Source organism: Streptomyces sp. JLYT201 (assembly GCF_059448825.1).
The window spans coordinates 156,825-170,399 of record NZ_CM182551.1 but is presented as its reverse complement, the minus strand read 5'-3'; the positions used below and the strand labels follow the sequence as shown (position 1 = coordinate 170,399).

General features: G+C 71.2%; 11 protein-coding genes and 2 pseudogenes. 5 read left to right on the top strand and 8 right to left on the bottom strand.

The window, feature by feature from the left end:
* The first annotated feature begins 808 nt into the window (after positions 1–808).
* Together AC5WAM_RS00755 and AC5WAM_RS00750 are read left to right on the top strand one after the other, a co-directional pair.
* Positions 809–1,360: a hypothetical protein gene (locus AC5WAM_RS00755; protein ID WP_495521003.1), complete on the top strand. Its 552-nt coding sequence runs from the start codon at positions 809–811 to the stop codon at positions 1,358–1,360.
* A 224-nt stretch (positions 1,361–1,584) separates the two neighbouring features.
* Positions 1,585–2,058 carry a hypothetical protein gene (locus AC5WAM_RS00750; RefSeq protein ID WP_495521004.1) on the top strand — a complete coding sequence of 158 codons (474 nt, stop codon included), beginning with the start codon at positions 1,585–1,587 and terminating at the stop codon, positions 2,056–2,058.
* 1,076 nt (positions 2,059–3,134) lie between these two features.
* On the opposite strand, the gene AC5WAM_RS00745 is transcribed toward AC5WAM_RS00750, so the two are convergent.
* The 7 genes from AC5WAM_RS00745 to AC5WAM_RS00715 all read right to left on the bottom strand — a co-directional run bounded on the left by AC5WAM_RS00745 (position 3,135) and on the right by AC5WAM_RS00715 (position 10,774).
* Positions 3,135–4,319 carry an alcohol dehydrogenase catalytic domain-containing protein gene (locus AC5WAM_RS00745; RefSeq protein ID WP_495521005.1) on the bottom strand — a complete coding sequence of 395 codons (1,185 nt, stop codon included), beginning with the start codon at positions 4,317–4,319 and terminating at the stop codon, positions 3,135–3,137.
* A gap of 1,283 nt (positions 4,320–5,602) precedes the next feature.
* Complete coding sequence (locus AC5WAM_RS00740; RefSeq protein ID WP_495521006.1) at positions 5,603–6,025, bottom strand: ANTAR domain-containing protein; 423 nt, start codon at positions 6,023–6,025, stop codon at positions 5,603–5,605.
* A 763-nt stretch (positions 6,026–6,788) separates the two neighbouring features.
* Positions 6,789–7,583, bottom strand: coding sequence for an ABC transporter permease (locus tag AC5WAM_RS00735; protein ID WP_495521007.1), 795 nt, complete (start codon positions 7,581–7,583; stop codon positions 6,789–6,791).
* A complete protein-coding gene (locus tag AC5WAM_RS00730; protein ID WP_495521008.1) occupies positions 7,580–8,320 on the bottom strand; it encodes an ABC transporter ATP-binding protein in 741 nt (246 codons plus the stop codon). Before AC5WAM_RS00730 ends, AC5WAM_RS00735 begins: the two co-directional genes overlap by 4 nt.
* 8 nt (positions 8,321–8,328) lie before the next feature.
* Positions 8,329–9,195, bottom strand: a complete 867-nt coding sequence (locus AC5WAM_RS00725; RefSeq protein WP_495521009.1) for a hypothetical protein — start codon at positions 9,193–9,195, stop codon at positions 8,329–8,331.
* On the bottom strand, positions 9,192–10,010 hold the full coding sequence (locus tag AC5WAM_RS00720) for a hypothetical protein (protein WP_495521116.1): 819 nt from the start codon (positions 10,008–10,010) through the stop codon (positions 9,192–9,194). Before AC5WAM_RS00720 ends, AC5WAM_RS00725 begins: the two co-directional genes overlap by 4 nt.
* Entirely contained in the window at positions 9,971–10,774 is an 804-nt protein-coding gene (locus AC5WAM_RS00715; RefSeq protein ID WP_495521115.1) for an SAM-dependent methyltransferase, read from the bottom strand. Before AC5WAM_RS00715 ends, AC5WAM_RS00720 begins: the two co-directional genes overlap by 40 nt.
* 412 nt (positions 10,775–11,186) lie before the next feature.
* Here AC5WAM_RS00715 and AC5WAM_RS00710 point away from each other — a divergent pair.
* Positions 11,187–11,784, top strand: a pseudogene (locus tag AC5WAM_RS00710) (transposase family protein); the annotation flags it as partial.
* 91 nt (positions 11,785–11,875) lie between these two features.
* Here AC5WAM_RS00710 and AC5WAM_RS00705 read toward each other — a convergent pair.
* Positions 11,876–12,411, bottom strand: a pseudogene (locus AC5WAM_RS00705) (type III effector protein); the annotation flags it as partial.
* A gap of 183 nt (positions 12,412–12,594) precedes the next feature.
* Here AC5WAM_RS00705 and AC5WAM_RS00700 point away from each other — a divergent pair.
* Both AC5WAM_RS00700 and AC5WAM_RS00695 read left to right on the top strand, forming a co-directional pair.
* Positions 12,595–13,026, top strand: a complete 432-nt coding sequence (locus AC5WAM_RS00700) for an Hsp20/alpha crystallin family protein (protein ID WP_495521114.1) — start codon at positions 12,595–12,597, stop codon at positions 13,024–13,026.
* 101 nt (positions 13,027–13,127) lie between these two features.
* Complete coding sequence (locus AC5WAM_RS00695; RefSeq protein ID WP_495521113.1) at positions 13,128–13,523, top strand: DUF2267 domain-containing protein; 396 nt, start codon at positions 13,128–13,130, stop codon at positions 13,521–13,523.
* The last annotated feature ends 52 nt before the right edge of the window (positions 13,524–13,575 follow it).

The following is a 13,575-nucleotide window of genomic DNA, read 5'->3' as shown; positions in this document are numbered from 1 at the left end:
GGGTGGCTGGCTGTCTCCGGGGTGGCTGGGTGTCCCCGGGTGGCTGGGTGTTGCCGGGGTGTCTGGGGGTGTTTTGGCTTTCTGGTGTGGGGTGTTGTGTCTGTCTGGTGGGTGTGGTGGTGTCCTGGTGCTGTGAGGCGGGATGTCGCTCTGGCCCGCGCCCTGGCCGTGTTCTGGCCCGCGCCCTGGCCCGCGCCCTGGCCCGCGCCCTGGCCGTGTTCTGGCCCGCGCCCTGGCCCGCGCCCTGGCCGTGTTCTGGCCTGCGTCCTGGCTGTGTTCTGGCCTGCGCTCTGGCCTGTGCCCTGGCCGTGTTCTGGCCCGTGCCCTGGCCTGCATCCTGGCTGTGTTCTGGCTGTGTTCTGGTTGTTGGTGTTGTGTTGGTTGGTGTGGGGGTGGTGTTCGTGCTTGTTCCCGGCTGTCGGCTCTGCTGGGGGTGTGGGGTGGGGTGGTGCTGGCGCCGTGGCCGTGGTCGTGGCCGTGGCCGTGATTGTGGTTGTGGTTGTCGGCTGGGCTGTGGGTGGGCGGGTGCTGGCCGGTGCTGCTGGGGTGGGCGGCCGGGTCTTTGGTGGTGGGTGGGTTGGGGGCCTGTCAGGGGTGGTGGTGGGTGTGGTGTCGCATGGCCGTGTCTGCTCACGTGTCCTGCTGTATCGCTCTGTTCTTCGGTTGCGGGGTGGTGCAGGGCTGTGCCTGCTTGCGTGCCCCGCTGTATCGGCCTGCTCTTTGCTGCCGGGGGGCGGAGTTGTTGGCTGGGGGGTCCTGGCTTGTAGCCGGGCTGCTGCTTGTGTGCTCTTGTGTCCGTTGCTGGCTGGTGGTTCTTCTGTTCTTTCTGCTGCGGTGCTTCTCGTTTTGCTGTGGTGTTTCGGGCTGTCTCGGTTTCGGGGTGGGGGCGGTAGTGGGTATCGGGGGTGTGTTGCTGTTGTCCGCGATGCTCTGGCTCATCGGCAATCTTTTCGGGCAGGGGCTGAGCCGTAAGCGCGTGCTGGTGGGGTGGGGCGGCGCGGGCGTCAGCGGGCTCGGCCTGGGCGCGCTGCCCGGCGGTGTGCTCACTGAATGCTTCGGCTGGCTGGCTGTGGTCTGCGTCAGTGTGCCGCTCGCCGGGCTCATCGCGCTTGCCGCGCTGTATGTCATCTCGCGCGATGCGGCGTGCGGCGGGCGCCGCCGCTTCGTCCTGCCCGGCGCGCTGAGCGTCACTGCCGGGTTGATGCTTGTGGTGTTCGCTCTGGTCGAAGGGCCCGAACGGGGCTGGGGGGCCCGGCTGGCCGGGGCCGCTATCGCCGTTGCCGCGGTGCTCCTGGCGGCCTTCGCGGCGGTCGGGGCCCGGCAGTGGCGGCCTGCTGATGCCGTTGCGGTTCTTGTGTAGCCGCAGCCTCACCGTTGCCATGGCCCTTGCGTTCGTCTGCATGGCCGCTTTCGGTGTCCTGGCGTACTTCCTGACCGTTTTGATGCAGGGCGTCCAGGGCTGCTCCGCGCGCCGGAGCGGCTTCGGTTTCCTGGCGCCGTCCCTGGCCATCGCCGCCGGCACCCCGGCTCGGCGAGCGTGCCGCCCCCCGCCTTGGCACCCGCGCCACGCTCCTGGCCGGCTTCGTGGCCGGCGCCGCCGGCACAGCCGTGCTTGCCCCCGGTTTCGACGCCGGCGCGGGCTGCATCTTCCTCGTGCCGGGGCGTGTGGTGTCCGGTGTGGGCCAGGGCGTGGTGTGGAGGGCCAGGTGGATCGCCGCGGCCACCGGCATCCCCGTACACGGGCAGGGCGTTGCCAGCGGCATCGCCTCCACGGCCCTGAACCTCGGCAGCGCCATCGGGCTCGCGGTGTTCAGCGTGGTCGCCGGCCTCGGCATGCGGGGCAGGGCGGGCACCGCGCTGTGTACGGCGGGTGCCGGCGGCGCGTTCCTCGTGGTGCTCCTGGCGGCGGCGGGCATGCTCGCGGGTCTGCTCCTCACGCTCGCGCTGCCGCGCTCGGGCGCGGCCCGCACGGTGCGCGCCGCCCCGCAGGACGCGCCCGGCCGCCCCGCAGGCCCGGCCCGGTCCCCGGCCGCCTCCCCAAGGGAATCGGGTGCGTGAGCGCCCGCACCGGGCCCGGCAGCGGCGGCACTTGCTTTGGCGGCCGCGGGCCTGGCTCGTGCGCAGGCCGCCCCGGCCGGGGCCAGGGCCGGGGCGGCCGGGAGGGGGTGCACGCTGCGGCCGCGTGCGCACCGCGCACGTATGGGAGGGGGCCAGGGAGTTCACCCGCCGCCCCCTCGCCCCGCCGCCCCCTGGCCCCGCGTTGGGCGGTCGACGGCCAGGAGACGGCTCGCGCGGACGCCGGGATGCGTGGGGCCGCTCCTTGGCAGGCGGGGGCTGCGGCGGCGTAGTGCCGCTGCCGGGGCTGCTCCTGCGCCCGGCCATCTCGCGGACGCCCCCCTTCTTTTGCCGTGGTGAGGAAGCGGGCGGCTTGTCCTGTCTGTCCTTCGGCGCATCGGCGGGGACGTGTTTCGGGGCGCGGCCCCGCCTCCTGGGAGGCCTGGAGCTTGTGTACGGCCTTCTGCGCCCGGATCCGCGCCGTGCGGGCTGCGCAGGCCCTGACGGTGCGCGGTGCTGTGCAGGCGCAGTGCAGGGCGGGTGCGGCACCGTAGCTGCACCAGACCGCGGTGGCCAGGGCGTGAGCGAAGACGCCCGGGCCGGACCGGTGCTGGCGCGTCCCGGCCCGCGGCGCCCGGCTGCTTGCGATCGGTGAGCGGGACCGTGCGGGGCGCCGCTGCCAGGCCACCGCCCCCCCGGGCCGCGGGTGCTGCGCCGGGCCGGGCCGGTGGGGAACACGCCGCGCGTCAGGGCAGGACACAGGAAGGCGTCAGCTCCCTGTCACCGGTCCTGGGTCTTGGGGGCAGCTGCCCGTGATCCGCTCCTCTTGGCCAAGGCGGCGCTCGTCTTGGCCAAGGCGGCGCTCGTCTTGGCCAAGGCGGCGCTCGTCTTGGGCGGGGCGGTGCTCGGGCGTGGAGTTCGGCGGCGGCCAGCCCCGCCGGGCCGCCCGGCCGCCGGGCTGCCGGGCTGCCGGGCCGTCGGGTGGCTGCGTGGGGCTGGCCGGCTGGCGTGTGGGGTGCGGTGCGCGGCGTCTCTGGCGGTCTTGCCTGGTCGTGGGGCGGGCCGGGCGGGTGCGGGTGTCAGGGCTGCAGGAGCGTTTTGATCATTCCGTCTTTCTTGGTCTGGAATGTCCGGTAGGCCTGTGGGCCGTCTTCCAGGGGGATGTGGTGGGTGGCGAAGCTGTCCACGCCGAGGGGGTCCTCGTCGGTGAGCAGCGGCAGGATGTCGCTCACCCAGTGTTTGACGTTGGCTTGTCCCATGCGCAGCTGGATCTGTTTGTCGAACAGGGTCAGCAGTGGCAGGGGGTCGGCGGCTCCGCCGTAGACGCCGCTGAGGGAGATGGTGCCGCCGCGGCGCACGATGTCGATGGCGGCGTAGAGGGCGCCGAGCCGGTCGATGCCGAGGCGTTCCATGAGTTTTTCCGCCAGTGCGTCGGGCAGCAGGCCCACGCCCCACTGCGCGGCCTTGGCCACTGGCGCGCCGTGTGCTTCCATGCCCACCGCGTCGATCACGGCGTCGGTGCCCCGGCCCTGTGTCTGGTCGCGGATGCTGTCACCGAGGTCCTTGCTGTGCCGGCGCAGGTCAAGGGCTTTGACGCCGTCCCGGCTTGCCCTGGTCAGCCGGTCCGGTACGAGGTCGACGCCGATGACCAGGCTCGCGCCCTGGTGCAGTGCGATGCGGGCGGCCATGGCGCCGATCGGTCCGAGGCCCAGGACGGTGACGCTGCCGCCGGGCGGGATGCCGGCGTACTGGACGGCCTGCCAGGCGGTGGGCAGGACGTCGGAGAGGTAGACGTAGCGGTCATCGGGCGGGCCGTGCGGAACCTTGATGGGCAGCGTGTTGCCGAAGGGGACCCGCAGGAACTGTGCCTGGCCGCCGGGGACCTGGCCGTAGAGCTTGGTGTACCCGAACAGCGCGGCGCCCGTTCCGCGCTCGGTGACCTGTGTGGTCTCGCACTGCGAATGCAGCCCCAGACCGCACATGTAGCAGTGGCCGCAGCTGACGTTGAAGGGCACGACGACACGGTCGCCGACCGCTACCTCCGTGACGTCGGCCCCCACCTCCTCGACGATGCCCATCGGTTCGTGGCCCAGGATGTCACCGGGGTCGAGGTAGGGCCCGAGGACTTCGTACAGATGCAGGTCGGAGCCGCAGATCCCGGTGGACGTCGTGCGTATGACGATGTCGGCCGGCTCTTTGATCACCGGGTCGGGAACGGTCTCGACGCGCACGTCGCGCTTGCCGTGCCAGGTCAGTGCTCGCATCACTACCTCCGGTTCGCGGCTGCGGCAGGGGGAGCCGCACGCCCCGGGTCTCCCCGCGCGCCCGCGTCATGCCCGCGCCAGGCGGTGGATCACACGGGGTGCGGAAGGGCTCCTGCCCGCCGGCCGAGCAGGCCCGGACCGCACCGAAGACACCGAAGAAGCTGAAGACGCTGAAGGCGCTGAAGACGTGGAACGGCTGCGCACCCGTCCCCCTCTGCTGAGGAGCAGGACGGTGGTCTGTCCGGTCCTGCGATCCTCCGCCCCCGCTCGACAGGGGAAGGGGGGCAGCGCCTGCGGCATCGTCAAGGTCTCCTTCTCCAAGGGCTTCCAGCGGACCCCTGCCGGGGCCGGGCAGGGCGGGCCAGGGGCGGCGAGGGCAGCTCGGGGTGGGGCCGGGGCCGGCAGCCCTGGCCAGGAGCCATGGTCATGGGCCGGCTGGGGCCGCTGCGCCGGCGCGGGCCAGGGGTGAAGCCCGGGGCTGTTTCGGGGGCCGGGGAGGCCGGTGAAGCCCGGGGCTGTTTCGGGGGCCGGGGAGGCCGGGGCCCTGCTGGAGCCCTGCTGGAGGAGGGCGCGGGGGGCAGCGGCTCCGTGCCCTATGCCGTGCCGGCCATGTGCCCGCTGACTGCCAGGCGCGGTGGAGAGGGCGCCCGGGGCGCCGGCACCGGCTGCGACGTGCTGCCTGCCCCGGATGAACTCCTGAAGTGCCTGCACGCAAAGCCCGGGCAAGCAGGCCGGCCGGGCTGGGTGGCCCTGTCGTATCAGGGGGCTGCCGGGCAGGCCCGCGGCGGAGCCATAGCCGGACCGCCGCTGGGAGGTGTCGTGGTCTGTCCGCTCAGCGCCCGCCGGCCAGGTCACCCGCGCGGGATCTGCAACCCCTGGGGGAATGCGGGCCGTTCAGGTGTGGGCGGGGCCGGGGGCGGCGTCACTCAAGGCGTAGGCGCACCTCGCTCACGAAGCCCGCATGGCCGGCCGCCGGCTGCCCGGCAGGGCCGCAGGGCATGCCCCGCGCATGCCGTGATGCCCGCCGGCAAGGGGGCGGCGCGTGTCGCGGGCCGGGCGGCGGGGTGGGGGCACGCCGGGTGCATCAGTGCTGTCCGGTGCTCTGTCGGTTTCCCCGGAAAGGGGTCTTCCTCGTCGCGGGGTTCGCGCGACGCTGGGTGGGGTGAGCGTTCCGTGTGGATGCGGTGCCGTGTCGGGGCGGGCAGGCTGCGCTGGTGCCGGTGAGTCTGCACGGGCCCCGCCACGGGGCGCCGCCTGCCTGTGGGGCGGGGCCCGTTCCTGCCTCAAGCACCCGGCAGGACGCGGGAGAACTCCCCGTGGGCGGTGCTTGAGAGGCCTGTGGCATGAGTGCCCCGTGTCCGGCCCGGCTGCCGTGCCGTGCGGGACACTGTCGCACCATCGGCGTCGCGCAGGGTGAGCTGGCGGGCCAGTTCGGCCCGCAGGATTGCGGGCAGGTCGCCCGTCTGGGCCCAGGCCAGCAGGTGCTCGGCCACGGTGCGCAGCTTGGTGTTGCTGCGCATGGACATCTCGCGCAGGATGTCCCAGGCCTCCTGGGGTGTCAGTTGTCCGACGGTGAGGACGACGCCGATGGCCTGGTCGATGACCGCGTGCGAGCGCACGGCCTGTTTGAGCTGTTCCACCTGTTCCTGGAGCTCCCGTACCTGGTCGGCGACGGGCGCGGGCGCGTGGGCAGCGGTGGCGAGCACGACGGGCCTCCGATCAGCAAGCGGGACTGCCGGGTTCTGGGATTCTCTTGCCCTGCGCAAGGTATGCCATGCCCGGCCCGGCGTGTCCCGCTCAAGGGCGGGCCTGCCGCGGCCCGTTCGTCTCCTCGCCGCCTGCGGCGCGCCCCGGCGGCGCCGGGGGTGGCAAAGCGGGCTGCGCATGTGAGGCGTGAGGGGGGTGTGCGCTCAGGGCGGGCCCGGCGCAGGCCCGGGACGGTGTGCGGGCCTGCCCGCCCGGATACGGCAACGAGCGGCAGAAGCAGCCTCGCGTCAACGCCTGAGCCCGGGAAGCTCCGGTGCAGTCACAGCCACCGAGAGCCGCCCCCACTGCCCGGCGGGCACCGGGCCCTCACCGGGGGGAACGGGTCACTGGAACTGCGCTTGCTGCCGCCAAAGGAGCCTGTCTGGAGGAAAGGCCGGGCAGATTCGGCAGGAGCGAGTCGGCAGAAGGCGGGTGCTGCTGTGCGGGGGCCGGCCCACGGCTTCGCACGGCTCCTCGCTTCCCGGCGGCGGAGAGCCGTCAGTTGATCAAGGAGTCGTCTGCGGCGAAGTACGAGACGCCGTGCCGCCGGCGGCCGGCGGCGGGTTCTTGTGATCCTGCTGTGGTGTGGAATTCTCCGGGCACCGGCCGGCCCCACTGTCCGGCAGGTCAGCGAGCACTCGCTGCCACCCTCGGTTCCAAGTCCCAGGATGTGATGGCACCGGCTGCAACTGGATCGTGGTGGTATTCACGCACCTGGATCGGTCACCTTTCCCGGGTGACGCGGTCGGCCCGGGTCAGCATCGGCACGGCTACGGCCGTGGCGATTGCCGCCCAGAGGGCCGCCCAGAGCAGGCCGGAGGGATCGCCTGACCAGGTGCCGCGCAGCCAGGCGACCTGATAGGTGAGCGGGTCGGCATGGGCCAGGGCACGCAGGTAGTGCGGTGCGGAGTCCAGGGGGTAGAACAGCGGCGCCGCCAGGACGAGTGGCAGGGTGGTCAGGGTCAGCAGAAGGTCTCGGGCGGCGTACGACTGCACCCGGGCAGCGACGGCTCCTCCTGCGGCGATCCAGCCGGCGTCGACGAGGAGCGCAGTCAGCACCGTGGCCGTCAGGTGCCGCGCCGGAACGCCGTCGAGGCCTCCCAGTGCGGCGGCGAGGGCGAGGACCAGCGCGAGTTGGGCGAGGAAGACCGTGCCGAGGATCGTGACGATGCTCGACAGGTATCCGGCGGAGCCGCCTCCGTGCAGGGTGTAGAAGGCGAAGACGCCCCATTTGCGGTCGTTGGCAACATCGGAGACGGCGGCGGTACCCGAGCGGAAGGCAAGCATCGCGAGCATGCCGGGGGTGACGAACGCGAGGTAGTCACCCAGGCTCTGGTGGTGTCCGGAGGCAACTGCTCCGCCGATACCGGCGGCGAGGAAGAGCAGGTAGGCGATCGGCTCGATGATCCGGCCGTAGTAGACCTGTCGCCAGTTCCACAGGGAGAGCCAGTGGAAGCGGACCGCGATCAGAGGGCGGGCGAGACGGCGGGCGCGCGGGGGCGGCTTCAGGGTGCTCATGGTTGCGCCGCCTCGGGCGAGGGGGGCTCGGGCGGGGTGGAGGGCTGACGGATGAGGTGCCGGTAGCCCTCCCACAGGTCGTTGGACTCGCCTACGGGGGCCAAGAAGGCCCGCACTGGCTGGTCGGCGAGCAGACGGCCCGCGCTGAGGGCCAGCACGCGTGTGCAGTGTTCGGCGAAGCGCGAGGTGTCGTGGGTGCTGACCAGGACGGTGGATCCCTCCTTGGCGCTGTCGCGGAAGTAGTCGAAGACCTGCGCGACAGCGTCGGGGTCCAAGCCGGTGGTCGGCTCGTCGAGGACCATCAGCCGAGGTCGGCCGACGATGGCTCGGGCGATCTGGCAGCGGCGCAGTTCCCCGCCGGACAGCGTTTGCACCTGCCGGTCCAGGAAGCGCTCGAGGCCGACCACCTGGCAGACCTCTTCCGTCAGGACGCGCACGCGGTGCAGGGTGCCGCGGCGGAATGCCAGACCCATCTCGACGTTCTGACGGACGGTCAACGACCAGTCGATGATCTCCCGCTGTGGGCACCAGCCGAACTCGGCCGGTCCCACCGAGCGGATCACCCTCCCCGAGTCGGCCCGCTGAAGACCGCACACGATCTCGAACAGGGTCGACTTCCCCGCGCCGTTGTGTCCGAGCAGAGCAACGACTTCTCCTTCTCCGATGCGCAACGAGACGTCGGACAGGGCTGGAGGGGAGGCGTCGGCGTAGGTCTTGGAGACGGCGTCAGCGGTCAACAGGTCACTCATAGGGCGCTTTCGAGAAGGTCTGCGATCTGAGGAGGCGAGGCCTCCTCCGGTATGGGCACGACAACGGTGGCCTCGGGGAGGCGCCGGGCGATCTCCTGTCGGTGAGCGCCGGAGAACCAGAGAGACAGGTCCGTGTCCGTGGTGAAGGGCGCAGCGGGTGATACGCGGCGCTCGAGGCGCACGATTCGGCCGACGTTGGCCGTCGCCAGGTTGGGGGCGCCCAGGAATTCCGCGGGAGGCACCAGGAGCACCAGTCCGGTGTCCGGGGACACGGTTTCGCGGTGCGCACCGTCTGTGATCTTGTCGAGGTGGTGCCGACGGCTTCCCCTGCGGAAACCGAGCGGGCTGTCGTGCCGGCGGAACAGACCGGTGGTCAGGTCGAGCACGGCAAGGCTGTCGCTCACCAGGCGCGCACCGCGTCGACACAGCACCAGGGAGGTCGAGGTCTTGCCGACATAATTGGCCCCGGTGATGAGCACTCCCTGGCCGTCGGACATCTGCAGACAGGTTCCCGGGCCGACCGCGGTGGTCATCCACAGGTCGGAGTAGCGGAAAGGCGGCAGCGGGGACGGTATGCCGGACCAGCCCGTGAACGTGTGATCGGCCACCCGGGTCCAGGCGCAGTCGGTGCGCCGGTCGACTTCGATGCGCTTGGTCAGGTTGTCCTTGCGGAGCAGGCTGGTGAAGAAGCCGCGCTCGGGCCATTCGGGGCAGCTCAGGGTCACCACCACGTCAGGTTCCCGTGCAGGAGGCGGCGCCACCTGCTGGTCGCGGAAGTAGAACAGGGCCTCGTCGACGTCAGCCGGGGCCACCCGTAGGCGGGTGGTCACCCCGTAGAAGTCGAAGTACAGGTTCTGGGTCATGAAGGGGCTCCGGCAAGTTCCGTGATGATGTCCGCGGCGGCTCGCCGGATGTCCTGTCTTGAGTCCAGTTCGATCTGCCAACGGGTTTCCGCCAGACGCGTGACGCAGTAGGTGGGAGACGGACGCAGAATTACCGTCCAGGCCCAGTCGGTCGCGGCTGGGGAGCGCTTGGCCGGCAGGAGGTTCGGGTGGACGGCCCAGGTGGTCCCGGTCGGCGTGGTGAAACGGGGAGCGTGGGCGAGGTGCGCGCGCAGTCCGGGGTGGGTCTCCAGAGTCGACTCCCTGACCCCGATGGGCCGGGTGTAGGAGAAGACGGTGCGTTCGTCGTGCAGCAGCGCGGTGTCGTCGCAGACGAAGTGCCAACCCAGCCGGGTCAGCTCGAGCAGGACGGACGACTTGCCGGCCTTGGAGGGGCCGTGCAGCAGGACGGCTCGGGAGGGATCCCACGGGGAGGCCACTGCGCTCGCGTGCACAGGTCGGACGAGGGAGTTCAAAGGAGTGAGCAGGAACGGCGGGAACGGCGTCGGCCGGGCAGGCTCTCCCACGTAGCTCTCGTAAAGCTGCCAGGAGCTTCCGGCCCTTTGGATGTGGATGTCCTTGCGGACGTCAGCGGCTCCCCCGACGAATCGCCCCTCGGCGGGCAGCAGGGCGATCGAAAGGTCCGGAAGAGCGCCGGGAGGCCGCAGGTAGTCCTGGAAGTAGTAGCGGACATGGTCGCGATCCTCGGGATGCTGGAGGTGGACGTCGACCGTCACACCCCAGAACGCGAACGGAGCTACCTCAGCTTCATCCAATCCTGTTGGGCGTTCGCCCATGGTTCGCTCCCCCCGATGAACAGAGTCGTACCGCTGTGGCTGCTGGAAATCAGGGAGTCGAGGTCCCTGATCGTCGTATGGCTGATCTGCGGGGCCATGTCCGGCCGCCAGGAGGAAAGAATCGCCGCAACAGCGCGGGCGGGCGGGTAGACTTCCTGAAGCCTGCGAGTGAGCGGAGACATGCGGCCGTACATATCTCCGGACTGCCGGAGCCGCCGAATACCAAAGCTCCCGAATTGCGCCAGAATTACAGGGAAGCGAATATCCGGCTCAACGCCATGCGCATAGAACATATTTGCATCGTAGACCTGAACGCCGAAGTCGAACCTGGCCCCCAGGTCCACTAGGATCGCGTCCAGGAATGAAGTCGCAGGGAGCGCCTTCACCGATATGCCTTCGGATCCGGCAGCCTCCATCAGGATCCACGCCGAGTCAACCAGATACAGAGGATGCCCGTACGTCAGGAAGCACACGGAGCTTCCCTCGCCATCCCGGACCGCCTGGAGAACCTGGTCCGCCATGGCACGGTAGGCCTCCATCGGACTGGGGCCGCCCGCATAGGCAGCTTCCAGGTCCACCACCTTCGCCTGGTACATATGCCGCAGATCGGGACCGAAGGCGGTGTGGTGAAGAATCACATCCGCCCGCTGCAGCACCTCGTCCGCCTCCACGGTCCTGCGCTCGAGTCCGCCGATACCCAGACCGACCAGATAGAGGTCGGCCTGAGCATCGGGAACGCGAAGGTCTTCGCGCCTTACACGCACCCTATGGATTCCTCGCTATCGGATTTCAGTGACCCCGGAAGCACTCGCACAGCCTCCCTGGCAGTGCCCACCACTGGCAGTGACAGTTTCTTCGATCGTCGGAACGTACGTCGGGACCATAAATCCCTTCCGCTCCCCAGGGTTTTCGATCCCGTCACCCGCATCCTTTGCCGTGACGTCAACATCGGAGACAAGGGGCATTTTCTCCTGCCTTTCCACTCGAAGCGTTCCGTGGAACGAGGTGGCGGCGATTTAGCAGTCCCACTCGCCGCCGTGCCGAACATTCTGCCACGCACCAGTTCCGTTTAAGCGCCGAAATTGGGCTTGTAAGCAATTTCCGATGCGGGGATAGGGACCCCCTTTCACCTATGCGCCACCCGGCGGATCAGCCGGTTTGCACTGACTGCCGGAAATGGTTCGGGGAGGCGCTGCTCAGCGGTCGGCAGCGGCCTGTGCGGCCACGGCCCGGAGCAGCGTCACCGTGACGGCAGCAGTCGCCGCGCGAGCGCAGCCCTGGTCGGCGCGCTCTGCTCCTCGGTCGAGGCCCGAAGGAGGCCGGTACCAGGCACGGGGCGGGTCGGGGAAGCGGGCGCCGGGGGCTGGCGCCCGGCATCGGTTGGTGTTCGTGGATCGGCTGGTGGCCGTGCTGATCCATGTGCGTCACGGCCTTCCGTGCGTGGTCTTGGCGCTGCTCTGCGGGGTGGGCCGCTCTGCCGTCGCCCGCGCGGTCGGTGAGGTACTCCGGCTGCTGGCCGAGTGGGGGTACGCCATCGCGGACCGGCCCGGCGTGCGGCCGCGGCCCTGGAGGACGTGTCCGTCTATGCCCGGGCCGAGGGTGTTCAGCTGCGGCCGGCCGCCGCCGAGGTCCGGCTCCGCCCGCCGTCTGCCGCGGCGGGCGTTCGCCTCCGGCAAGAAGAAGCGCGGCACCATGAAGGCCACCGTCATCGCCGGCCACCAGGGCCGCACGCTCCGGGCCGACACCTTGGCGCCCAGGGCGGATGCACGACGCCCGCCGCAACGGGCACTGGGGCGGCGACGGCACCGCAGGGAGGCAGCCCGCTCGGGAACGCCGCCCACCGTGGCGGGGTTGGTCAGGGCCCCGGGCCGGGCGGCGAGGTGGGGGCGGGTGGCATACAGGGGGTGGATGAGGCAGCGGGGCCGTCGTGGGCGAGGGCCGCGTGGAGCTGACTGAGCGGGGTGCGGGCCGCGGGGGGGGGGGCAGGCCGGTGAGGGCGGTGATCTGCCCGGCGAGGCGGCGCAGGCCGACGGTGGTGGTGCGGGCCCAGGCGGTGGTGGCGCGTTCGGCGGCGCGGCGCTCGCGGGTGGCTGTCACGCGCTGCTCGCCGGTGGTGCCCGCGGGGCCGGGGCGGCCGCGCAGGTAGCGGCGTTCGGCGGCCGGCCCGGCTGGCGGCCCCCAGGGGAGCGGCGAGGCCGGCCCGGCTGGCGCCCGCGTCGCGGGCGGTTTCGGTCAGTCCGGTCTCCCGGCCGGCGAGCTGCTCGCCTGCCGGGCGCAGCAGCATCGGGGAGGCCAGGGCCTGCTGCGGGGCGAGGTCCTGGGGGCTGGTGCCGGGGTCCTGGTGCCGGGCGGTCTGCAGGGCATCGTCGAGGGCGTGAAGGGCTGCCGCGGCGGCAGGCAAGGAGGCCGGGGCCGGGGTGCCGGGACTGGCCGGTGCCTACTGGCCGGCCGGGGCCATCGGCCACCCCCCGCTTGTCATCATGTCGACGACATGATGGTTGTCATCCATTGGATGACATGTTACAACGGTGTCAGTGCAGCGCATTGGCAGCAACTGCTCGAACCTGCTGGAGGTGTTGTCACGATGTTGATGCGCACTGACCCCTTCCGCGAGCTGGACCGGCTGGCCCAGACGCTGATCGGCCCGGGCACCTGGTCCAAGCCCTCGGTGATGCCGATGGACGCCTACCGCGAGGGCGAGGAGTACGTGGTGGCCTTCGACCTCCCCGGCGTGAGCGCGGAGGCGATCGACATCGACGTCGAGCGGAACATGCTGACCGTCAAGGCCGAGCGCCGCCCCGTGGCCAAGGCCGAGGACGTGAAGGTGGAGCTGTCCGAGCGGCCGCTGGGTGTCTTCTCCCGCCAGATCGTGCTCGCCGACACCCTGGACACCGAGCACATCCAGGCCGACTACGACGCGGGCGTGCTCACCCTGCGCATCCCGATCGCCGAGCGCGCCAAGCCCCGCAAGGTCTCCATCGGCGTCGGCTCCGCCCGCAAGGAGATCTCCGGCTGACAGCCGCCCGGACATGGTGCGGAGGGTGCCCGACCTCCCCCTTCATCCCGCCCTCCGCACCCCGCGCGGGCCGTGCGAAGACCAAAGGGGCAGTGGCCGAGATGACTCTGCGACGTGAGGCGTTCCTCGACCGTGTGAAGGAACGCGGCGAGTACGCCACCACCAAGGAAGCCGAGCGCGCCGCCCGCGTGGTGCTCGCCCTGCTCGGCGCGCACCTGGTCGGCGACGTCCGTGCCCATCTCGCGGCACGCCTGCCGGAGGACTTCGCCCTGATCCTGCTCAACCCGCTCCAGAGCGCTGAACCGCTCTCGCCGGAGCGGTTCGTGCGAGCGACCGCGGCCTGGATCGAGGGCGCCACCGAGCAGACCGCGACCTGGGACGTCAGCGCGGTGCTGTCCACGGCCGCCGACACCGCCGGCGACGACCTCCTCCAAGAGATCCTGCTCCAGCTCCCCGCCGGTTACGACCTCCTCTTCGGCCGCCCCCAGCCCACCTGACCCCTGCCCGGGTGCCCCCTTGTCGGCGCTGCCCCGCCCTGGCTCCACGAAA